General features: G+C 68.8%; 19 protein-coding genes and 2 tRNA genes. 8 read left to right on the top strand and 13 right to left on the bottom strand.

What is annotated here, in order from left to right:
• Positions 1–3 precede the first annotated feature (3 nt).
• On the top strand, positions 4–1,509 hold the full coding sequence (gltX, locus tag ACIQTT_RS03490; RefSeq protein ID WP_402786044.1) for a glutamate--tRNA ligase: 1,506 nt from the start codon (positions 4–6) through the stop codon (positions 1,507–1,509).
• Between the two features lie 168 nt (positions 1,510–1,677).
• A tRNA-Gln gene (locus ACIQTT_RS03485) sits at positions 1,678–1,749 on the top strand.
• A gap of 81 nt (positions 1,750–1,830) precedes the next feature.
• Here ACIQTT_RS03485 and ACIQTT_RS03480 read toward each other — a convergent pair.
• Positions 1,831–2,817, bottom strand: coding sequence for a hypothetical protein (locus tag ACIQTT_RS03480; RefSeq protein WP_402786041.1), 987 nt, complete (start codon positions 2,815–2,817; stop codon positions 1,831–1,833).
• A 137-nt stretch (positions 2,818–2,954) separates the two neighbouring features.
• On the opposite strand from ACIQTT_RS03480, the gene ACIQTT_RS03475 reads away from it, so the two are divergent.
• On the top strand, positions 2,955–3,932 hold the full coding sequence (locus ACIQTT_RS03475) for a DNA topoisomerase IB (protein WP_402786038.1): 978 nt from the start codon (positions 2,955–2,957) through the stop codon (positions 3,930–3,932).
• On the opposite strand, the gene ACIQTT_RS03470 is transcribed toward ACIQTT_RS03475, so the two are convergent.
• Both ACIQTT_RS03470 and ACIQTT_RS03465 read right to left on the bottom strand, forming a co-directional pair.
• A complete protein-coding gene (locus ACIQTT_RS03470) occupies positions 3,933–4,919 on the bottom strand; it encodes a hypothetical protein (protein ID WP_402786035.1) in 987 nt (328 codons plus the stop codon).
• 3 nt (positions 4,920–4,922) lie between these two features.
• On the bottom strand, positions 4,923–5,414 hold the full coding sequence (locus ACIQTT_RS03465) for a hypothetical protein (RefSeq protein WP_402786032.1): 492 nt from the start codon (positions 5,412–5,414) through the stop codon (positions 4,923–4,925).
• Between the two features lie 137 nt (positions 5,415–5,551).
• Between ACIQTT_RS03465 and ACIQTT_RS03460 the strand changes: the two genes are divergently transcribed.
• Positions 5,552–8,056, top strand: a complete 2,505-nt coding sequence (locus ACIQTT_RS03460) for a tetratricopeptide repeat protein (protein ID WP_402786029.1) — start codon at positions 5,552–5,554, stop codon at positions 8,054–8,056.
• On the opposite strand, the gene ACIQTT_RS03455 is transcribed toward ACIQTT_RS03460, so the two are convergent.
• Positions 8,038–8,895, bottom strand: a complete 858-nt coding sequence (locus ACIQTT_RS03455; protein WP_402786026.1) for a 3-hydroxyacyl-CoA dehydrogenase — start codon at positions 8,893–8,895, stop codon at positions 8,038–8,040. The two genes, ACIQTT_RS03460 and ACIQTT_RS03455, sit on opposite strands and share 19 nt — an antisense overlap.
• A gap of 55 nt (positions 8,896–8,950) precedes the next feature.
• Complete coding sequence (locus ACIQTT_RS03450) at positions 8,951–9,382, bottom strand: MarR family winged helix-turn-helix transcriptional regulator (RefSeq protein WP_402786023.1); 432 nt, start codon at positions 9,380–9,382, stop codon at positions 8,951–8,953.
• A gap of 104 nt (positions 9,383–9,486) precedes the next feature.
• On the opposite strand from ACIQTT_RS03450, the gene pepN reads away from it, so the two are divergent.
• Entirely contained in the window at positions 9,487–11,979 is a 2,493-nt protein-coding gene (gene pepN / locus ACIQTT_RS03445) for an aminopeptidase N (protein ID WP_402786020.1), read from the top strand.
• Here the strand turns inward: pepN and ACIQTT_RS03440 are convergent.
• Together ACIQTT_RS03440 and ACIQTT_RS03435 are read right to left on the bottom strand one after the other, a co-directional pair.
• Positions 11,976–12,509 (bottom strand): GNAT family N-acetyltransferase, encoded by a 534-nt coding sequence (locus ACIQTT_RS03440; RefSeq protein ID WP_402786017.1) that lies wholly within the window; start codon positions 12,507–12,509, stop codon positions 11,976–11,978. The two genes, pepN and ACIQTT_RS03440, sit on opposite strands and share 4 nt — an antisense overlap.
• Positions 12,509–13,147, bottom strand: a complete 639-nt coding sequence (locus ACIQTT_RS03435; RefSeq protein WP_402786014.1) for an MBL fold metallo-hydrolase — start codon at positions 13,145–13,147, stop codon at positions 12,509–12,511. Before ACIQTT_RS03435 ends, ACIQTT_RS03440 begins: the two co-directional genes overlap by 1 nt.
• Before the next feature lie 154 nt (positions 13,148–13,301).
• On the opposite strand from ACIQTT_RS03435, the gene ACIQTT_RS03430 reads away from it, so the two are divergent.
• Positions 13,302–13,374 (top strand) — tRNA-Glu (locus ACIQTT_RS03430).
• 57 nt (positions 13,375–13,431) lie between these two features.
• Here ACIQTT_RS03430 and ACIQTT_RS03425 read toward each other — a convergent pair.
• The 3 genes from ACIQTT_RS03425 to ACIQTT_RS03415 form a co-directional block, all read right to left on the bottom strand.
• Positions 13,432–14,748 (bottom strand): acyltransferase family protein, encoded by a 1,317-nt coding sequence (locus ACIQTT_RS03425; RefSeq protein WP_402786011.1) that lies wholly within the window; start codon positions 14,746–14,748, stop codon positions 13,432–13,434.
• 116 nt (positions 14,749–14,864) lie between these two features.
• Positions 14,865–15,989 carry a DUF4349 domain-containing protein gene (locus ACIQTT_RS03420; RefSeq protein WP_402786008.1) on the bottom strand — a complete coding sequence of 375 codons (1,125 nt, stop codon included), beginning with the start codon at positions 15,987–15,989 and terminating at the stop codon, positions 14,865–14,867.
• The gene (locus tag ACIQTT_RS03415; RefSeq protein ID WP_402786005.1) at positions 15,986–16,543 is read right to left on the bottom strand and encodes an RNA polymerase sigma factor; all 558 of its coding nucleotides are present in this window, start codon (positions 16,541–16,543) and stop codon (positions 15,986–15,988) included. Before ACIQTT_RS03415 ends, ACIQTT_RS03420 begins: the two co-directional genes overlap by 4 nt.
• 241 nt (positions 16,544–16,784) lie before the next feature.
• On the opposite strand from ACIQTT_RS03415, the gene ACIQTT_RS03410 reads away from it, so the two are divergent.
• On the top strand, positions 16,785–17,789 hold the full coding sequence (locus tag ACIQTT_RS03410; RefSeq protein WP_402786002.1) for a TerC/Alx family metal homeostasis membrane protein: 1,005 nt from the start codon (positions 16,785–16,787) through the stop codon (positions 17,787–17,789).
• Positions 17,790–17,817: 28 nt separating this feature from the next.
• Here the strand turns inward: ACIQTT_RS03410 and ACIQTT_RS03405 are convergent, their stop codons facing one another.
• Positions 17,818–18,414: an LON peptidase substrate-binding domain-containing protein gene (locus ACIQTT_RS03405; protein ID WP_402785999.1), complete on the bottom strand. Its 597-nt coding sequence runs from the start codon at positions 18,412–18,414 to the stop codon at positions 17,818–17,820.
• A gap of 53 nt (positions 18,415–18,467) precedes the next feature.
• Here ACIQTT_RS03405 and ACIQTT_RS03400 point away from each other — a divergent pair, with 53 nt between their 5' ends.
• A complete protein-coding gene (locus ACIQTT_RS03400) occupies positions 18,468–18,965 on the top strand; it encodes a DUF427 domain-containing protein (protein ID WP_402785996.1) in 498 nt (165 codons plus the stop codon).
• A 16-nt stretch (positions 18,966–18,981) separates the two neighbouring features.
• Here the strand turns inward: ACIQTT_RS03400 and ACIQTT_RS03395 are convergent, their stop codons facing one another.
• Together ACIQTT_RS03395 and ACIQTT_RS03390 are read right to left on the bottom strand one after the other, a co-directional pair.
• Positions 18,982–20,295 (bottom strand): LLM class flavin-dependent oxidoreductase, encoded by a 1,314-nt coding sequence (locus ACIQTT_RS03395; protein WP_402785993.1) that lies wholly within the window; start codon positions 20,293–20,295, stop codon positions 18,982–18,984.
• Complete coding sequence (locus ACIQTT_RS03390) at positions 20,292–21,587, bottom strand: O-acetylhomoserine aminocarboxypropyltransferase/cysteine synthase family protein (protein WP_402785990.1); 1,296 nt, start codon at positions 21,585–21,587, stop codon at positions 20,292–20,294. The genes ACIQTT_RS03395 and ACIQTT_RS03390 overlap by 4 nt, the downstream gene beginning before the upstream one ends.
• Positions 21,588–21,755: the final 168 nt, after the last annotated feature.

Genomic DNA, 21,755 nt, shown 5'->3' with positions numbered 1-21,755 from the left:
GCTATGGCTACTCCTCACCCCCTCACCACGACCGCCAGCGGTGCCGACGTCCGCGTCCGCTTCTGCCCGTCGCCCACCGGCCTGCCGCACGTCGGCATGGTCCGCACCGCTCTCTACAACTGGGCGTACGCGCGCCACAACGGCGGCAAGCTCGTCTTCCGCATCGAAGACACCGATGCGGCACGCGACAGCGAGGAGAGCTTCCGTCAGCTCGTCGACGCCCTCACGTGGCTGAAGATCGACTGGGACGAGGGCGTCGAGGTCGGCGGACCGCACGAGCCGTACCGCCAGTCGCAGCGTCACGACATCTATCGCGGCGTCATCGACAAGCTCATCGCCTCGGGGGCGCTCTACGAGAGCTACTCGAACGCCGAGGAGATCGACGCCCGCAACGAGGCCAACGGCCGCGCGAAGCAGCTCGGCTACGACAACTACGACCGCACGCTGACCGAGGAGCAGAAGGCCGCCTTCCGCGCCGAGGGTCGCCAGCCCGCTCTGCGCCTGCAGGTGCCGGACGAAGATCTCACCTATGTCGACCTCATCCGCGGGGAGGTCACGTTCCCCGCGGGTTCGTTCCCCGACTTCGTCGTGGTGCGCCCGAACGGCATCCCGCTCTACACGTTCGTGAATCCGGTCGACGATGCGCTCATGGGCATCACGCACGTGCTGCGCGGCGAGGACCTCATGCCGTCGACCGCACGTCAGCTCGCGCTGTACGCCGCGCTCATCGACGCGGGCGTCACGACGTTCGTGCCGCGCTTCGCCCACATGCCGCTCGTGCTGGGGGAGACGGGCAACAAGAAGCTCTCGAAGCGCGACCCGCAGGCCGACCTGTTCCTGCACCGCGAGCGCGGGTTCATCCCCGAGGGGCTGCTCAACTATCTCGCCCTGCTCGGCTGGTCGATCGGCCACGACCGCGACGTGTTCTCGCTCGACGAGTTCATCGCCGCATTCGACATCGAGAACGTCAACCCGAACCCGGCCCGCTTCGACCAGAAGAAGGCCGAGTCGATCAACGGCGACCACATCCGCATGCTCGATGTGAAGGACTTCGCCGAGCGCACGATCCCGTATCTCGCCGCGGCCGGGCTCTTCGACGAGCCGACCCACGAGCAGCTCGTGCTGGCGTTCCGGGCCGCTCCGCTCGTGCAGGAGCGCGTGCAGCTGCTGGGCGAGGTGCCGGGCATGCTCGGCTTCCTCTTCACCGACGACGTCGCGTACGAGGCCGATGCGCTCAAGGGCCTCCCGGCGAATGCCGGCGAGGTGCTCGATGCGTGCGTCGCCGCGCTCGAACCGGTCACCGAGTTCACGCCGGAGAAGATCCAGGATGCTCTGGCGACGGCGCTCGTCGAGAACCTCGAGCTCAAGCCTCGTGTCGCCTACGGCCCGCCCCGCGTCGCGATCACCGGGCGCCGCGTGTCGCCGCCGCTCTTCGAGTCGATGGAGCTGATCGGCAAGGACGAGACTCTTCGTCGCCTGCGTCTGCTTTCGGAGACGCTCGCGGGCTGAGACACCCGCCGCACCGCCTGGAGGAGGACCCCGTTCGCGGTGGTCCTCCTCTTTGCGTTCGGGGCGCGCGTACGGGAGCGCGACACGCGCGGAGGGAGCCGCTCCATTTGGCGCTTCCCGATCCGTCCGGTAGGCTTGACTCTCGGTGCGAGGCTCCGGTTTCGCCCTTGGGGTATGGTGTAATTGGCAACACGGCGGTTTCTGGTTCCGTTGTTCTTGGTTCGAGTCCAGGTACCCCAGCAAGACGAAGAGGCCCGGAATTCCGCGAGATGCGGAACCCGGGCCTCTTGCTTTACCCGCGGGGAGCGGGCCCCGAAGGGCCTACTCGCACTCTCCGATGAACTCGAGGTAGCAGACGGCCTCGTGGGTGACGGCGGGCTCGTAGTCGTCGTTCGACACCTGTCGGGTCGAGGTCTCGGCGGTCTTCGTCAGATGCCCGAACGAGCCGAGCGACGAGACGTACATGCCCTCCTGGTCGAGGCCCCGCATGCGGTCGATCTCGGTGCGGTGCTGCGTGCAGAGCAGAGTCGCCGCACCCGTCAGCTCGACATCGGCGCAGGCGCCGGCGTACTGCGCTTCCATGAGGCCGATGCAGTCGGTCCAGTCCTGGTTGACCGTGCACGGGCTCACGCCGTCGTCCGCGACGTTGTAGAGGCCCGTCTCGTACTCCTCGGTGTAGAACGTCTCGGGCTTCTCGGCGACATCGGTCTTGGTCCAGTGGCGCGCGGTCGTGAAGGCGATCACGACGACGATGATCGCGGCGATCAGCAGGGCGCCCACGATCGAGAGGGTGATCCACAGGCCGGTGCGCTTCTTCTTGGTGGGTGGTTCCCCTCCCGGCGTTCCATACGGCGCGGTGGCCGCGTACGGATCCCCGGTTCCGGCGTAGGGCGCGCCCGTCTGGCCGTCGTGCGGCGCGGTCGCAGCGAATGCGGCCGGCGCGGCGAACGCAGCGGGTGCGGTGCCATAGGCGGCGGTCGGAGCATCGGATGCCGGTGCCTGCTCAGCCGGCACCGCAGCCGGCGGGGGAGCCGCGGCGAACCCGCCTACCGGTGCGCCGGTATACCCGTCGGGCACAGAAGAAGGTGCGGGCGCGGCCTCGTGCACGGGTGCCGGTGCCGCGGCCTCCGGCGCCGGGGGCGCGGGCGCGGGCTGGCTGATCGACTGCCAGTACCCGTACCAGCTCTGGCTGGCCTGGGGATCGGCGACGACCTGCTGGGCCTCGGCATCCGAGAGCTGGATGCCCAACGACTGGCGCGCCTGCGCATTCAGGAGATACGAACGGAATTCATCGAGTGACAGGCCCATGCTGGCGATGATGGCAGAAACCCGCAGCGCGCGACAATCCGAGGGGGATTCCTCCCCATGCGCGCAGGGCCTAGCAGAGCGCACGCGAACGTGACCAGCCCCTTCTCGCGCAGCGCTCCGGCGGGCAGAGTGCTCGTATGGCAGCTCTCGTGCGTGTGATCCCCGGTGAGGACCTCGGCTTCCGGAGGATCCGATCGGGAAAGGGCTTCCGGTATGTGGACCAGGAGGAGCATCCGGTCCCGGAGGCAGACCGCGAGCGCATCCACGATCTCGTCATCCCGCCGGCGTGGTCGGACGTCTGGATCGCCGTCGATCCGCTCGCGCATATCCAGGCCGTGGGCGTCGACGGTGCAGGCCGCAAGCAGTACCTCTACCACCCGTTGTGGCGCGTGAAGCGGGACCGGAAGAAGTTCGGGCGCGCGCTCGCCCTGGCCGAGGCGCTTCCGCATGCCCGCGGGCGCGTGACGCGGGCGCTGCGGGAAGAGACGCTCTCGAAGCGCAAGGTCCTCGCGACGGCCTTCCGGCTTCTCGACGACGGGGCGCTGCGGATCGGATCGGAGCGATATCTCGCGCGGCACGGGAGTCGCGGTCTCACCACCCTTCGTCGCCGCGACGTACGCGTGGACGGCAGTGCCGTGTCGCTCTCGTTCCCGGCCAAGAGCGGGCAGACGGCCGCGATCGAGATCACCGACGACGTGCTCGCGGCTGTTCTCGACGACCTCTCGGCCGGCCCGGATCGCGCGCCGCTCCTGGCTTACCGGCGCGGTCGCCGCCGCGTCAAGATCACGCCGGCTCAGGTCAACGACTACCTGCGTGACGTCACCGGCGCGGCGTTCACGGCGAAGGACTTCCGCACACTCCACGGCACGATCCTCGCGGCCGATGCCCTCGCACGGATCGGCCCGCTCGACAAGCGACGGGATCGCGCGAAGGCCGAACGTCTGGCGGTGCAGGCGACGGCCTCCGCGTTGGGCAACACGATCGCGGTCGCGCGCGACAGCTACATCGATCCGCGGGTCTTCCAGCTCTACGGGCGGGGGAAGATGCTCGATCTCTCGGTCTCACCGGAGAGCGCGATCCGGAGCCTGCTCCTCGACGACAAGCCACGGCGCTGATCAGCCGAGCATGTGCAGCGACACGGCTGCGATGATCAGCGGCACGAGGGGTGTCATCACGGCGAGCACGACCGGCCACACGCGCGTGCGGGTGGCGAGAGTTCTCGCCTGCGCCGCGAGTGTGTCACCAGCGCGTCGGTACGCGGTCGGATCGAGGGAAGCGGCGCGGTCGTCGCGGTAGAGAGCCGTGCGGCGGGCGAATCGTTCGTGCAGAGCGGCGATGGCCGTGAGGAACCGACGCGCCTCCCGCGGGTCGGTCAGGTCGATCGCAGGGAAGTAGACGTGCAGGGTGTTGTCGACCAGCTCGAGGTCGAGGTCGGGACAGGCGTCCAGCAGAATCGCCATGAGGTCGGGCGTGAGCAGGTACAGCGCGTCCGTCTCGTAGCCGGCCGGGACGGAGACCTCGAACACGTCGCTGAAGTTCCCCTCGAGAGTGAGTTCGCTTCGACCGCGGGGTCTGCGGGGGAGCAGACTCAGCGCACCGCCGCCACGTCGCGAGCGCAGGGAGATGCGGGGGGCCTCGGCGGCGAGCGGGATGCGCACCGCTCGGAGGCGATGCACCGTCGCTCCCTCCCTGTCTCCCACCACGACGGTCCGTTCGACCGAGTCGAACGGAATCTCTGCGTCACGCGCGTCGAGCAGATCGCGTGAGGAACGCGCCGTCCGTTCGATCTGCTCGTCGACCGAGCCGCCCCATACGCGATCGCTCACGTCCTCTCCATAGCTCCACCCCATTCCCGCGGCGAGTGTCCGGAGCCTGGCCCGACGATTCTCGTCCCGGCGGAGCATGACTGCGGAGTACGCCACCGCCGCCGCGCCCCCCACGAACACGGCGACCTGAGCGACGAGCAGCGGCAGCCCCCGTAGGCCCGAACCTGCCGGAAGGAGATACAGCGAGATCGGTGCGGCGATGGCGGCGTACGCGATCGACAGCAGCGCGAGCTGCAGTCCGGTGCGACCTCGCAGGTGATTCGTCGAGCGGGGCATCCGTCAGGGCTTGTAGACGATAGCGGTGTTCAACCGACCGTTCTCGCGCACCCAGGCGAGCCAACGCGGCTCGCTGTACAGCCGCTGGATCGGGATGACGAAGATCCCGGCGTCAGGGCGGCTGAGTGCCCGGAACTCCGGCTTCTTCGAGATCCAGATCGTGCCTCCGCCGTCCCACGGCTCGAGCTGGTTGTAGACGTAGCCGTGCTCGCGCAGGTTGATGCGATCCGCGAGTGCCTCGGCCTCGGCCGCCAGCTCGCGCCGGATATCGGCGGGAACCGTGCCGTCGAGCGTGAAGGCGGCGACGTCGTAGATGTTGCCGTCGCCGTAGTCGCGTGTGGTGAGGATGCTGAGCTCCGTCACTCCTTTTTCCGCATTACGCGTCCAGAGCGCGTGCGAGTTCTTCGCGCGCTTGTTCATCAGGAATCCGCCGAAGTTGACTTTCTGGAAGGCGAAGTCGTCGAGCTTCGCGGTGATCTCTGCGCGTGTGGTCATGAGTTTCTCCCGGTGAGTGCAGGCACGGGTCGCCTGCTGATCGGCGAGCCTAGAAGGCGTTCGGGGGCGGGTGTCGGAGTCCGAACGATCCCGAACGCGGCGCGTCCGCGCGGGCGGCGCTGTCCTAGGCTCGAGGCATGCCCGAGCCACGCACCTTCGATGACCTGTGTGCGCGTCTGAACGACCTGCGCGCAGCCGATGGCGGCACATCGTTCTCGGAGATCGCTCGTCGGATCGGTGTCTTGCGCGGAGGTGCTGAGCCGGCGAAGGTCACCGTCTACGACTGCTTCCGTCCGGGGCGTCGACGCGTCGACGAGCAACTCGTCGGCGACATCGTCCGCGTCCTCCGCGGCGACGACGCCGAAGCTGCGCGTTGGGCGGAAGCCGCACGTTCGCTCAACGGCATCCGTTCGGGTGTACGCATCGACGTCGGCGTCGGCGTCCGCGCGGTCGAGAGCGCGGAGGTCGGGCGCGAGGGCCTCCTGCTCGCCCTGCCCGCGGTGGACGTCCTCCTGCTGACCGGGCTTCCGGGCGTCGGGAAGAGCACGCTCGCGACCGCCGTCCTCGGCGGGGCGCCCGCGCTGACGGTGGACCTTCGCGCCTCCGATCCCGGTCGTCCGTCTGCGGATCCGGTCGATGTGCTGCGGCGGATGCTCGGAGCGTGGGGCAACCGGTCGGTTCCTTACGACATCGCGCGGCTGCGCGAACGTGTGCGGGCCGAAGCATCGGGAATGGTCGTCGTCCTCGAGGATGCGGGCTCCGGAGAGCAACTCATACCGCTGGTCGTACCCGGCGTGCGCTACATCGTCACCTCGCGCGTGGATCTCGAGGTTTTCGCCGCGCGGCTGAGGAGCGAGGGGATCAGCGCCGCGCATCAGCCGGTCCGTCCTCTCGACGATGCCGGATCGCGGCGCCTCCTCGCACGGCTGCTCTCGGATGCCACGGGTTCGCCCGACGAGGCGGGCCGGGGGATCGACGACCGAGCGCTCGACCGCATCGTCGCCGTGGGCGGAGGGCTCCCGCTGGATCTCGCGATGCTGGCGGGAGTGGTCGCCGAGCATGCGGGCTGGACGTTCGACGATCTCGCCTCGCGTTTCGAGACGGAGCCCCGCGATGCGCGGATGCGTCCCGTTCTCGAGGCGGCTACGAGATCGCTGTCCGCACCCGATGCCGACCTCCTCGCAGATCTGGCGCTCATCGACCGCGAGTTCGAAGAAGGAGTGCTTCTCGCGACCGGCGACCAGCGTGTCGTGCGCGGACTGGAGCGTCTGCGCTCACGCCACCTGCTCGAACGCGTCGACGGACGCATCCAGGTGCATGCCACCGTCTTCGCCTTCGCGTCGGAGCGCTCGCGAGCGCTGAGGCCGGCGTCGAGACGCCGGGCGTTCGTCGCGCGCGTCACGCAGACGGTGCTCGATCGCATGGCCGTGGACGACGACTATGCGGCGCGCGAGGTGGGCACGGTTCTGGCGGTGGCGGATGCCGCGCGCGAGCACGGACTGGACGCGGAGCTGGTGCGCCTGGTGACCACGGCGCATCCCGCACTCGTGCGCTGGTCGCTCTGGGGTGAGTCCCTCCGCCTCCACGAGGTGGCTGCTCCAGGGGCCGGTGCGGACCCGGCGCCCGAGCTCGCTCTCGGCATCGCTCAGTGCGCCGAGAAGCTCGGCCGGTACGACGAGGCGTTGATCACGCTGCACCGCGTGCGACGGACGGCGGTCGGCACCGCCCTCGCCCGCACATGGAACCAGATCGGCAACGTGCAGCGCTGGATGAGCCACCACGACGAGGCCCTGGAATCGTATGCGACGGCGATCGCGCATGCCCGCGATGCGGGGGATCGGATCGTCGAGGGGCGAGCGCAGGGAAACCATGCCGACACCCTGAGGATCCTCGCCCGGTACGCCGAGGCGGATGCCGGATACGAACGAGCGCTCGCGATGGCGATCGCAGAGCGCGACGTGCTGAACACGACGATCGTGCGCGGCAACCGCGCGCTGCACCTGCTCGCGATCGGGCGTCTGGATGATGCGGAGCGATCCCTCGACGTCCTCGATGAGGCATCTGCCGAGCCCACGCCGCCCTTCGCTCTGCGCACCCGGGCCCTCATCGCCGAGGCTCGCGGTGACGACATTTCGGCTCGCGCCTGGCTGACGAGGGCCGTTCGACCGGACGGCGAGTACGGGACTGAAGCGGATGCCGCTCTTCTCGCCGCGCGGATCGACGCACGAGACGGACGATCCGTGGAGGCGCGGGATGCGGCGGAGAGCGTGCTGCACGCGGCGGTGGCGGCAGGGTCGCCCCTGATCGCGACGGAGGCCGGGAACTCGCTGGCCGAGATCCTCCTGCGCATTGCGAGCGAGAGCGGCGACACCGCGAGCGTGCTCCTCGCCGAACGTCGCGCGCGGGATGCTCGGGGGATCGCGGAGGCGACAGGAGATCGAGCGGAGGTCGCCCGCAGCGACGGCATCCTCTCCGCGGCCGCCGCCGCGCGCGGTGATGCGGACGCCGCAGTCATCCTGTCCGCGGCGTCCCGCGACCTCTACCGCGAGCTCGGACACCGGTGCGCGGGCGCGGGAGTGCGGGCGGCCGTTCCCGCGGTGGAACGGCCGCCCGCGGTCGCGGATCAGTTCTCGCGAGGGTAGGTGTAGAAGCCTTCACCGGTCGCGACGCCGAGCTTGCCCTGGTCGATGTAGCGCTCCTTGATCAGGTCGGCGAAAGCCTGCTGCTTCGCGTCACCCATGCGGGAGATGTTGTAGGCGGTCGTGAGCCCGACGATGTCGTAGATCTCGAAGGGGCCGGCGGGCGCGCCGGTGCCGATCCGCCAGGTGGCGTCGATCGCCTCCGGCTCGGCGATGCCGTCGACGAGCAGTTCGCCTGCGGCCTGCAGGAAGGGGACCAGGAGGGAGTTGAGGAGGTAGCCCGCCTTCTCCTTCTTGATCTCGATCGGGACCATGCCGATTCCACGGGCGAACTCGACGACCTCGGCGTACACCGCGGGGTCGGTGGCGGGAGTTCCCATCACCTCGGCCGTGTTGTGCGACCAGATCTCGTTGGCGAAGTGCAGGGCGAGGAAGCGGTCGGGGCGGCCGGTGGCGTCGGCGAGAGCGCTCGGGAGAAGGGTCGACGAGTTCGTCGCGAAGATCGTCGACGACGGCGCGGCCCCCGCCATGCGCCGATAGAGGCCCTGCTTGAGTTCGAGGTTCTCCGGCACCGCCTCGATCACGAGATCGGTTGCGGCGACGGCATCCTCGAGGGAGGTGGTCAGACGGATGCGCCCGATCGCCGCGTCCGCGCCTCCGTCGGCTGCGCCCTCCACCGCGTCCGTGACGTATCGCGCGGCGAGTCCGCGGAAACGCTCGGCTGCTCGCTCGAGGGCGGCGTCGTCGATGTCGTAGGCGGTGACGTCGAATCCGTGGAACGCGGTCTGGAACGCGATCTGCGATCCGAGGACGCCGGTGCCCAGGACGGTGATGTTCTTCATTTCTCTTCCTTCTTCTGCGGCCTCGTGGGCCGATCTCGTGGACGATGCGTCCGGGTCAGGACGCGTCGGCCGTGCGGTCGAATCTCTCGAGATCGTGCGCGAAGCGGGCGACCTCGTCATCGGACCATGGGGCGAGATGCGCCTCGACAATCCGCTGGAGCGACGTGAGTGCGCGCTGGAAGGCGTCTGCGCCGTCCTCCGTGAGTTCGAGCGGGCGTCCGCGTCCGGTGTCGTTCGGTGTCTCGCGGACGAGTCCGAGACGGATCAGCGCCGCGAGCTGGCGTGAGACCGTCGATCGGTTGAGGCGGAACATGCGGGCGATGTCGGTCGAGCGGATGCCGGGCTGCTCGGCGATAGTCATCATGATCGACTGCTCGGTCATCGACAGGGGAGTGTCGCCCTCGCGAGCGTCGGCCAGGCCGCGACGGGTGATCGCGACGAGGGAGCGGAGCACCTGAGTGCTGTGGCCGTGGCGTTCGGTGTCCATCTGATCCTCCTGTTGCCTGATGCAACGCTACACCGCACTGTTGCATTCCGCAACATGACAGGAGATGGCCTGCGCCCCGTCGGGCCGGATGGGAGGATGGAGGGATGGAAACCGCCAACCTCACCCGTGACGAGACCGCGGCGCGATCCGCCGTGGTCACCGCACATCGGATCCGTGTCGAGCTCGATCTCGCCGGTGCCCCCGAGCGTGCGCGAACGGGATTCCGTACCCTGACGACGCTCGAGTTCGACGCCACGGCGACCGAGACCTGGCTCGACTTCATCGGCGAATCGGTCGAACGTGTCGTGATCAACGGTGAGGAGGTGGCCGTGGATTACGACGGTGCCCGCATCGCTCTGCGCGGCCTCGCCGCCACGAACACGGTCGTCGTCGACGCCGTCGGTGCGTACAGTCGCTCGGGCGAGGGGTTGCACCGGTTCCACGACCCCGCCGATGGTGAGACCTACCTGTACACGCAGTACGAGCCGGCGGACTCGCGCCGAGTGATGGCCTGCTTCGAGCAGCCCGACATCAAGGCGTCGTACACCTTCGTCGTCGATGCGCCGGCCGGGTGGGAGGTCCTCTCCAACCAGGCCGCCGTGCGCACGGAGGCGGGTGTCGGCATCCAGCGCGTCGAGTTCGCGCCGACGCTGCCCCTGTCGAGTTACATCACCTCGGTCGCGGCGGGACCGTACGCCCGTGTCGACGGGGAGTGGCAACGCGACGAGCAGCGCGTCGCGCTCGGGGTGTTCGCCCGCCGCTCCCTTGCACAGCACCTGGAAGCGGACGAGATCCTCGAAGTCACGCGTCAGGGGCTGGACTTCCTCGCCGAGGCGTTCGCCTATCCGTACCCCTGGGGCAAGTACGACCAGATCTTCGTGCCCGAGTACAACCTCGGGGCGATGGAGAACCCGGGGCTGGTCACCTTCACCGAGGCGTACCTCTCCCGCGGCGCGGCGACCGATGCCCAGCGCGCGGCACGTGCGAACACGATCCTCCACGAGATGGCGCACATGTGGTTCGGCGACCTCGTGACGATGCGCTGGTGGGACGACCTCTGGCTCAAGGAGTCCTTCGCCGACTACATGGGCGCGCACGCGTCGGCCGCGGCGACGCGGTACACGGACGCCTGGGTGACGTTCGCGGCCCGGCGCAAGGCCTGGGCCTACCAGCAGGATCAACTGCCGACCACGCATCCGATCGTCGCCGACATCACCGATCTCGAGGCCGCCAAGCTCAACTTCGACGGCATCACCTACGCCAAGGGCGCTTCCGTGCTGAAGCAGCTCGTGGCCTTCGTGGGGGAGGACGCGTTCTTCGAGGGAGCGCGCCGCTACTTCGCCGCGCACGCGTTCGGCAACACGACGCTGGACGACCTGCTCGTGCAGTTGAGCGCCGTCTCGGGCCGCGACATGGGCGAGTGGTCCCGGGCATGGCTCGAGACCACGGGCATGTCGACGCTGTGGCTGGAGGAGGCGGACGAAGCGGATGCCGCAGCCCGGGTGCTCGTGCAGACCGACCCGCGTCCCCACCGACTGCGCATCGGGCTGTACGTCCGTGAAGGAGAGCGGCTCGTGCGGCGCGAGCAGATCGCCGTCGACATCAGCGAGGAGCGCACGTCGATCATCGTTCCCGACGCAGATCTCGTGCTGCTCAACGATGACGACCTCACCTACGCCAAGGCGCGTCTGGACGAGCGATCACTCACCACCGTCGAAGAGTCGCTCTCGGCGATCGACGACCCGCTCGCGCGTGCACTCGTCTGGTCGTCGCTGTGGAACGCCACTCGTGACGGCGATCTCGACGCCCGGCGGTATCTCGGCATCGTGCGCGCGCACGCCCCGCTCGAATCCAACAGCGGCCTCCTTGCCGGCGTCCTCGCTAACGCGGCGTTCGCGATCCGTCACTTCGTCGCGGACGCGCATCGTGACGCGGAGCAGCGGTCGTGGCTGGCCGCGTCGCTCGTCGCACTGTGGGACGCGGATGCCGGCAGCGACGCACAGCTGTCGTGGGCTCGCGCCTTCGCCGGGGCATCCGCCTACGACGATCACCATGCCGCGCAGGTGCGGGAGCTGCTGGGCGGACATGTGCCGGATGGCCTCGTCGTCGACCCCGACCTCCGTTGGCAGCTGCTGACCGCACTGGCGACCACCGGGCACGCCGATGCGGAGGAGATCGCCGCCGAGCTCGAGCGCGACGACACGGGAAGCGGACGGACGGCCGCGCGTCGCGCGCTCGCCTCTCGCCCGGAGATCGACGTCCGTGCTGCTGCCTGGGAGGCGGCCTGGAACGACCTTTCCCTCAGCAACGACCACCTCGATGCCGAGATCGGCGGGTTCCGCGCCGGCGGGCGCCGTGACCTCATCGCGGACTTCGACGCGGAGTACTTCCGCCGCATCGTCGATGCCTGGCGCACCCGGAGCATCGAGCTCGCGCGGCGCCTCGTGCTCGGGCTGTTCCCTTCGGCGGACACCACCGAGGCGGCCGACACCTGGCTGGCGGAGAACGCGGAGGCGCCGGCAGCGCTGCGCCGACTCGTGATCGAGCAGCGCGATCACCTCGCCCGCGAGATCCGCGTGCGGACGGCGCAGGGCTAGACCGTTCGCGGTTCGAGCGCCATCCCCATCACCGTGCGCTCGATCCACGGGTACGCCCTGTCGTCGTCGATGTGGGTCATGCCCAGGTTCTCGGCGACGCCGCGTGACGCACGGTTCTCAGGGTGGATGATCGCCGTCAGCACGATCGGTGCGTAGCGCTGCCGGGCGAGGTCGACGCACGCGCGGGCAGCTTCGGTGGCGTAGCCTCGCCGTTGCATCGCCCGTCTCACGTGGTATCCGACCTCGAGCACGCGCTCGCCGTTCGCCGATTGCCAGGTGAGCCCGCAGTCGCCGACGAACTCGCCCTCGTGCGTCTCGACGATCCACAGGCCGTGACCGTCCTCCGCATAGCGCGTCTGCATGCGGGCGATCCAGTCGGCGCTCTCCGTCAGCGTCTTCGGCGCCGGGTAGTAGGCCATGACATCGGGGTCGCCGAGCATTGCGGCCATCCGGTCGAGGTCGTTCTCGGCCATCTCGCGGAAGCGGAGGCGTGCGGTCGGCTCCGGGAGGAGTCGGGGCGCCGTCGGCATCAGATGTCGAGCGACTGGCCGGGCTCGAGCACGAAGAACTCGCCACCGTCCTGCTGCGTCGCCCACTCCAGTCGCTGGCGGTGCATGGTCTTGCCCGCCACCGAGAGCGTCATGTCGTGCGTGCCGAAGGCGCGGCGCGGTTTCACCGCGAGGACGTAGTCGATCGCCTCGCCGATCTTCAGCCAGGGCGCGCCCAGGGGAGCGGCGAGGGTGCCGACCTCGACGCCCTCCGGTACGGCATAGGAGTCGCCCGGGTAGTACAGCTCCTCGTTCACCAGGACACCGACGTTGTCGATGACCGGGATCGACGAGTGGATGATCTCGTGAGTGCCGCCGAAGAATCGCAGAGTGAACTCGCCGACCGTGCGGGTTTCGCCGGGGGAGACGATCGTGATCTCGTAGCCGTCGGCGGCGCGGGCGACACCCGCGGGCGCGAAGATCGGGATGCCGGGCACGACGCGCAGGATGCGGTCGAGATGCTCCGGCGTCCAGTGATCGGGATGCTCGTGGGTGAGCACGACCGCGACGACGTCGCCGAGATCGTTCAGGGGTGTCGTGAAGGAGCCCGGATCGATGAGGAGGGTCTCGCCGTTCTGATCGATGCGGAGGCTGGCATGTTCGAACTTGGTCACGCGCATGGGTCGAGTCAACTCCCTCTCCGGGCAGCGTGCAAACCCTTGACTTTCCCTGCGCCACGCCCGGGCGACACGATGCCGGGGCCTCGATTTGGCGTCGTGAGAAATGCCGTGGCATACTTGAACGGTTGTCGCGCGACGGAAACGAAGCGCAGACGGCCCCATCGTATAGCGGCCTAGTACGCTGCCCTCTCACGGCGGTAACGCGGGTTCGAATCCCGCTGGGGTCACAACAAGAGAAGGCCCCCGGTTCTCCGGGGGCCTTCTTCGTGCGTCGGCGCCGATGCTCAGGCCGTGCGCTTCGCGCCGGTGAGCCACAGCGCGACCGCCGTCGTCACCAGGGCTGCCGCGGCGAGCGGGAAGTCGAGTCCGTACATCGTGATGCCGACCACCGGGGCGACGAACACGATCACCGCAATGACCGTCGCGGTCGGGGAGGGGAAGCGCGGGGGCGTTTGCCGCGGAGCCTTCTCGAAGCGCACCAGCCACAGGGATGCCACCCAGACGGTGGCGAGGACGATCGCGAAGAACAGCGGACGCGTCCACCACCATGTTGCGCTTCCGGGCGCCGGCATCGGCAGGGGCAGCAGCAGTTCGACCCCGATGAGCACGAGGATCACCGGAAAGTGCCAGAGGTAGATCGTCATCAGACGGGAGCCGATCAGGAAGACCGCGCCCTGCGCCGGCCGCGTGCGCATGAGGGCCGTCAAGGGTCGGTGCAGGAGCGTCAACCCCGCGGCCTGCACGATCGCCAGGAGCGCCATGGGCACAGTCGGTGGCCACTGGTTCGTGAGCATGCTCGCGGGGTACCCCGCCAGCGCGACGAGCGCCCAGAGCACGCCGTAGCCCGCCACGAAGAGCGCCAAGAGCTGCCACCATCCGCGCCGCGCGAACCAGCCGTCGTACAGGAAGAAACCCACCTGCTGCGCGAACAGCCAGATGAAGACGATGTTCGGGATGCCGAAGATCTCCTGGCCGAAGCCGTACCCCGTCGGCGGTACGCGATCGATGCCCAGCGCCTCGCCGACGAACAGGAAGCGGAAGGCGTCGACCGCGAAGCCGGCGAGCAGCAGCACGACGAGCACTCGCATGCCGTACCGCTCGTGAAGCCGCATCATGAACGGCGCGCACGCCTGCGCGATGAGATACGCGGCGAGGAACCACAGCGGTGATCCGACGCCGATCGCGATCGAATCCACGAAGGCGGGGTCGAGGTCGATCAGTCGTGTGATGCCCAGGGCGAGTGTGAAGAAGACGAAGACCGGCAGCGCAGGACGCGCGAGGCGGGCGAGCCGCACGCGCACGAAACCGTCGGCCGTCTCGCCGCGGGCGGTCGCAGAGCGCCATCCCGCGCGTGCCGCGTATCCGCCGACGACGAAGAACAGCGGCATGATGTTGACGACCCAGGTGCCGGCGACGAACCAGGACTGCAGTTCGACGGTCTTCTCGATCACGAGAGATCCGTCGGAGCCCCGGCCGACGCCGGTGAACAGGATGTGCACGAAGACCACGAGCAACACGCAGGCGACGCGCGCGAGGTCGAGTGTGAGATCTCGTCCGGCGGGGACGGTGCGGGTCGTCGTGTCGGCGGCGGCGCGGGTCATGCCGAAGACTCTAGCGCTGCGCGGTCGTCGCCCAGGTGGTCCGCCGCGACCTGTGGAGAAAAGCTCGAAGGGGCGCCCGCAGAGTATGCGGACGCCCCTTCGGGCTCGAGCGTCGGTCAGACCTCGACGTCGGATGCCGCAGCCGTCGCGGTTTCTCGTCGCATCCGGCGCGCCCGGCGGATGAGCCAGATCACGAGCACCACGACGCCGGCGATCGCGGCCCAGGGGAGCAGGAAGCCGACGGCGATCACGAGAGCGTTGAGTGACACGATGAGGCCGTTCCACCCCGCCCACAGGCCGTCGCCGAACCCGGCGGGGTCTGCGGTCGTCGTCGTGGCCGTCCGCGTCAACTGCACCTGGAGGCTGGACATCGCGACCTGGTCGTCGAGGGCGGCGAGCTGCTGCTCGTAGGACTCCAGTTGCGCCTGGCGGTCTGTCAGCGCGACCTCGGCCTCGATGAGCTCCGACACCGATCCCGTCTGCGCCATGAGTTCGGTGAGCCGCTGCACCGACGCCTTCGTCGCATCGACGCGCGCCCGGAGATCCACGGCGACGTCGGTGACGTCCTGGCGGGAGATCGACGACGAGAGCACCTCGCCGGACTCGTCGAGTTCGGCGATGACCTCGGAGAGGTCCGCGGATGGCACGCGGATGCTGATCCAGCCGTATCCGGAATCCGCGGGAGCGGGCTCCGTCGTGCCGTCGACGGTCAGAGCCTTGCCGATCTCGGTGCTCTCGACGTATCCGCCGTGCTTCTCGGCCAGCGCGGCGATGGCGTCCGCGGCATCCGCGATGTCGTCCACCTCGAGAGTGGCGTTCGCGTTCGCGATGATCTCGCGGTCGGTCGTGGCGACGTCTCCGCTGGCGAGCGAACTCGATTCCGCGGCACTGTCGAGGCTCGCACTGCGATCGCCGGAGACACCCTGATCGGGCATCGCGACGCCCGGGATGGGCGCATCGACGGCGGGCGAGCTGAAGCCGCCGGCTGTGCTCGACGCTCCTCCCGAACCGACGACGCCGAGGATCGGGGGCGTCACCAGCACGCCGACCGCAAAGGCCGCGGCGACACCGACACCGGTCAGCCAGCGGCGGCGACGGACACCTGCACGCGCAGGTGCTACGTGCGGGGCGGGGCCGGGAGCACGCTCCTCGGCGATCTGGGCGAACACGGCGTTCTCGATGCGCGTGACCGCCTCGTCCGTCAGCTCGGGCAGCTCTTCCGGGGTGGTCTGGTCGTTCATGCGTCTCTCACTTCCTGGACGGCGCCCCGCAACTGGGTGCGCACTCGGGAGAGACGGTTCCGAACGACGGCGTGACTCACGCCCAGCTCCTCCGCGGCCGCCTGGTACGCGTACCCCTCAGTGGCGCAGAGGCGGAAGATCTCGCGATCGATCTCGCTGAGGGTGCCCACCTCGTCCGCGATCCGGGCGGCGAGCGCCGCCGTGATGACCTGCTCCTCGACGTTCACCGTGTCGGGGAGCGAATCGTCGAGCGCGTCGGAGGTGTGCGCCTGATCCCGCCGTCGTTGCCGCAGGCGATTCGCCGCTTGGAAGCGGCAGATCGTCGCGAGCCAGGGCAGGATCGACTCGCCCTGCAGATCGAGCGCCGGGAGTTTGCGCCAGGCGACGAGGAAGGTCTCCTGGGCGATGTCCTCGGCATCGGCGGAGGAGGCGAGGATGCCGTAGGCGATCCAGTACACGGGCCTGACATGTGCGCGGTACAGCTCGCGGAAGGCGCTCTCGTCGCCCGCCGCGGCCTGGGCCGCCCATCTCTGATCACTCGTCTGCGTAGGCATCCTGATTCCGTTCGGTGTCTCTCACCCGGAGAGTGTCGAGGGATGCCCCATCGTCTCAGAATCTCCGGCGCGCCGATATCGTCGGCGCTCCGATAGCATTACGTCTGCGAGGGGGAGTATCCCGGATCCGCGCGTAACGTCATCACGAGCACCATGGTCGCTGCTCCGGGCGCGCGACGCACCGTGTGCGGGGGAGAGACTCTCGATCCTTCTAGACCCTTCGCGAAAGCTGTCGTTCCCCGTGGAAATCCCTCTCTGGTTCGAGATCACCTCGATGATCGTGCTCACGGTCATCCTCATCGGCGACCTCCTGCTCATCCGGCTCCGGCCGCACATCCCGTCCACGAAGGAGTCGACCCTGTGGGTCGTCTTCTACGTCGGGCTCGCCCTGCTGTTCGCCCTTCTGCTCGGCAACGTCGGCGGGTGGCAGAACGCCGGCGACTTCATCACCGGGTGGGCGCTGGAGTACAGCCTCTCCGTCGACAACCTCTTCGTCTTCGTGTTGATCATGGCCCAGTTCGCCGTGCCGCGGCGCCTCCAGCAGCAGGTGCTCATGGTCGGCATCATCATCGCGCTGCTCCTGCGCGGCGCCTTCATCCTCGTCGGCGTCACGATCATCGAGAACTTCTCGCCGATCTTCTACATCTTCGGAGCCTTCCTCGTCTGGACGGCGATCCGTCAGGCGATGCCCGAGGGCGACCACGACGGCGAGGTGCAGCGCGAGAACTTCATCGTGCGCCTGCTGCGCCGCCGCATCGACATCAGCGAGACCTACGACGGATCCAAGATCCGCACGACGGTCGACGGCAAGCGTATGTGGACCCCGATGATCATCGTGTTCATCACGATCGGCGTCACCGACCTCATCTTCGCGATCGACTCGATCCCCGCGATCTTCGAGATCACCACGAACGGCTTCCTCGTCTTCTCGGCGAACATCTTCGCGCTCATGGGCTTGCGTCAGCTGTACTTCCTGCTCGGTGACCTGCTCGACCGCCTGCGCTACCTCCACTACGGCATCGCGGTCATCCTCGGGTTCATCGGCATCAAGCTGATCCTGCACGCGCTGCACGTCAACGAGCTGCCGTTCATCAACGGCGGCGAGCACGTGGAGTGGGTGCCCGACATCGACAACATGGTCTCGCTCGGAGTCATCCTGGTCTCGATGACCGTGGCGACCGTCGCCAGCTTGATCGCGGCCTCGCGGGAGAAGCGGGCTCAGAAGGTGGCACCGCCCGCCGAGTGACGTCGGCGGGCGGTGCCCCCGGCCCGGATCACTCCACCGACCAGAGGATCTCGGCGTCGAGGGTGGCGTCGATGGTCTGACGGAGCAGCGCACCGACCGATTCCGACTGCAGGAGCGAGTAGCGGTCGTACTCGCCGAGCGGGGCGATCGCGGCGAGTTGCCACGACGCGGCGAGGGGATCGTCGGAGAGTTCGGTATTCGCGTCCCATCGCGCCTCGGGTGCGCGCGCGAGCACGCGCCGCACGATCGACTCGCCCTCGGCGAGCAGCGGCGCCAACCCGTCGTGCCACTCCAGATCCGGGAGTGGGGTCAGCTCGGCACGCGGATGCGGGTCGTCGTCGAGCCAACTGTCGACGATGAACCGCTCCGTGCCGACGGCGAGTGCATGCAGCATCTGGGTCTCGGCGGACACGCTGACGAGTCGCGCCAGGGTTCCGACGCGACTGCGCTGATCGCCTCCGCCCGCCTCGGCGCCGCGCTCGATCAGCACGACGCCGAACTCCGGATCCTCCTCATCGAGGAGTCGCCCGATCATCGTGAGGTAACGGGTCTCGAACACGCGGAGCGGGAGCGGGGTGTAGGGGAACAGCACAGAGCCGAGGGGGAACATCGGCGTCGCGTTCATGGGCTCAGTCAACACCGCGTGCCGCACGGACGCCAGCGACGTACAGTGAACGCATGCGCAGACCACTTCCCATCACGCCGAGGCCGGGTCAGGAATCCGTGTGGGACTATCCGCGGCCGCCACGGATGGAAGCGGTGCCGGAGCGCGTCACCATTCGGCTCGGCGGTGAGCTGATCGCGGATACGCACGGGGCGATGAGAGTGCTCGAGACGAGTCATCCGCCCGTCTATTACATCCCGATCGCGGATTTCGTGCCGGGGGCGCTCACCGACGCACCGGGCTCCTCGTTCTGCGAGTTCAAGGGCGCGGCGCGCTATCTCGATGTCCATGGCGGAGGGGTCGTGCGAGCGGGCGCCGCATGGAACTACCCGGATCCGACGCCGGGCTTCGAAGCGCTCGAGGATCGCGTCGCCGTGTACGCCGGGCCGATGGACGAGTGCACGGTCGGCGAAGAGACCGTCGCCCCTCAGCCGGGTGGGTTCTACGGGGGCTGGGTCACGTCTGGCGTCGTCGGCCCGTTCAAGGGGATTCCGGGTTCGATGGGCTGGTAGCCCCGCCCGCGGGCGGTCAGAACGCCCGCAGGTTCGCCTGCAACCCGCCGTCCGCGTAGTCGCGACGCAGGATGCCCCGCCGACGGAGGATCGGCACCAGCTCGTCGAGCGTGCGGTGCAGGGTAACCGGGTGGAAGTCGCCCCAGAGCAGCACACCGTCGTTGCCCCACTCGCCGAGCTCCTCGATCAGATCGGCGAACTCCTCCGCCGTACCCACGAAGCCGCTTCGATCGCTGATGCGTCCGGCGCGGACGAGTGCGGTGAGGTGCGCGCGGAGCGGTGCGTCCTCTCCGCGGTCGCCGATCAGTCGCTGGATGCTTCCGCGCGACACGTGAGCGCCGAAGATCGACAGGTCGAGCGGGCGATCCAGGTCCAGTGAGGTGAGATCGGTCTCGAGATCGCTCGACTGCTTGCGGGCGATCTGCTCCAGGGCGGCGTCGTCGGGATGCGCCGAGGCGGCGACGATGCGGTCGGCCTCCTCCGGCGAAGAGACGATGACGGGCTGGATCGCGAAGAGGATCTTGATGTCCTCCGGCCGGCGTCCGCGTTCGATCGCCGCATCGTGGATCTTCGTGCGGTACGCCCGCACCGACTTCTCGTTCAGCGGTGCGAGCGCGAGCTGCACATCGGAGTTCGCGCCCGCGAAGCCGAGGCCGCGACCCGATCCACCCGGCGATACGATCGCCGGTTCGCCGTCGGTGAAGGGGATCGCGTTGAGCGGCCCGTCGAAGGAGTAGTACTCGCCGCGGTGCTGCACCGGGCGCAGCTTCGAACCGTCGGCGTACACGTCGGTCTCGCGGTCGAGCACGAGAGCGCCGTCGTCCCAGCTGCGCCAGAGCGCGCGAATGCCGTCGAGCCATTCCTCGGCGCGGTCGTAGGCTTCGTCGTGCCCGAGCTGCGCCGCACCGGAGAAGTGACGGGCGCTCCCGGTGTCGGTGACGACGTTGAGACCGAGGCGGTGTCCGCTCAGATGCTGGAGCGTGGCGAACTGGCGGGCTGACGTGAACGGCAGGGACGCCGCGGGATTCACCGTGGGCACCACGCCGAGATGCTTCGTCGCCTGGAACAGGTAGGGGGCGAGCAGGAGAGGGTCGTGCTTGGGGCCGCCGAAGGCGTGGCGCACCCGCAGGTCGATCGTCGAGGGTGAGCCGAGCGAAGGGCCGTCCTCGATGATCACCAGATCGAAGCCGGCCTGCTCGAGCGTGCGCGCCGCTTCCTGGTAGATCTCGGGTCGGGTCCAGTCATAGTCCCAGTCGAGCGAGGGATAGCCCCACCCCTGCGGCCCGAAGCCGCGAGCGAGGAACCAGCCGAAGTGCTGCGGGCGGCTCATGCGACGACCTCCCGGACGGTCTCCAGTACGCGTGACAGATCGCCGATGAGGTCGTCGATGTCCTCGATGCCGATAGAGAGACGCACGGTACCGGGGTGCACGCCGAGGGCGAGACGCTCCTCCTCGGTCCGGTGGGAGTGGCTGGTCGTGCCCGGATGCAGCACCAACGAGCGCACGTCGCCGATGTGCGTCATGTGGATGAAGACGTCGACGCTCTCGACGAAGTCCCGTGCGGCGGGCAGGCCCCCGCGGAAGGTGACGGTGAAGATGGAGCCGAAGCCGCCCCGGAGGTAGCGCGTCGCGGTCGCATGGTCGGGGTGCGAGGGGAGACCGGCGTAGTCCACGCTCTCGACGTCGGGATGCTTCGACAGCCATTCGGCGACGGCCTGGGCGTTTCGCGACTGGCGTTCGACCCGCAGCCCGAGCGTCTCGACTCCCTGGCCGATGAGGAAGGCGTTGAGAGGGGAGGGGGAGGCGCCGAACCGGGGAGCCACGGTCTCCCGAGCGTAGGCGATCCGCGCGTTCCCGCCGTGCCGTGCGGCGACACTCGGCTCGCCGTTCCGCCCCGGGAGCACGAGGTGCGGCGCATTGTGGCCGGCGACCGTCGCGTCGAATCGGCCGTCGTCGACGATCACGCCGCCGAGCACCGAGCCGTGCCCGGCGAGGAACTTCGAGGCGGAGTGCACCACCATCGCCGCGCCGTGCTCGAGTGGACGCACGAGGAACGGCGTCGCGAGGGTGTTGTCGACGACCAGCGGGATCGCGGATTCGTCGGCGACCGCGCTCACCGCGGCGATGTCGAGGATGTCGTTGCGGGCGTTCGCGATCGACTCGGCGAACAGGGCACGGGTGTTCGGACGGATGGCGTCGCGCCAGGCATCCGGATCGGCGATGTCGTCGACGAACGTCGTCTCGATCCCCAGCCGCGACAGGTTGTCGAGGAAGAGGCCGCGACTGCCCTCGTAGATGTGCGTCGACGAGACGATGTGATCGCCGGCGCCCGCGACCGTGAGCAGAGCCGTGACGACGGCCGCCTGGCCGCTCGCGACGAGCAGCGCATCGGCCCCGGACTCGAGAGCCGCGATCTGCCGCTCCACGGCCCGCACCGTCGGGTTGCCCGTGCGGGTATAGCCGAAGCCGGCGCCGGTGCCGAAGTGATCGGCGGCGTGATCGAAGTCCTCGAACTCGAAGCCGGCGGTCAGGTAGATCGGCGTCGCGCGCGCCGCGGCGGTGTCTCGCGTCCTCACGGCGTGCAGGGCACGCGTCGCGAAGCGGGCGTTCTCGGCGGTCATGCGATGCCTCTCGATGGTTCGGGTGAACAGTAGAGTGTCACGCCGCGTCATCGGGCGCCGAAGCGGTGGTAATCTGACGTCATGCGGATCGTGCTCCTTCTTAGCGGCCGCGACGAGACCTCGTTCTGAGCCCTTCCTCGTCGCGGAGTCCATCGTGGGCCGAACCGC

This window comes from Microbacterium sp. NPDC090225, assembly GCF_044772365.1.
In the GTDB taxonomy this organism is placed as follows: Bacteria; Actinomycetota; Actinomycetes; order Actinomycetales; family Microbacteriaceae; genus Microbacterium.
Note: the sequence above shows the minus strand (reverse complement) of the source record. Positions and strands in the feature narration are given on the sequence as shown.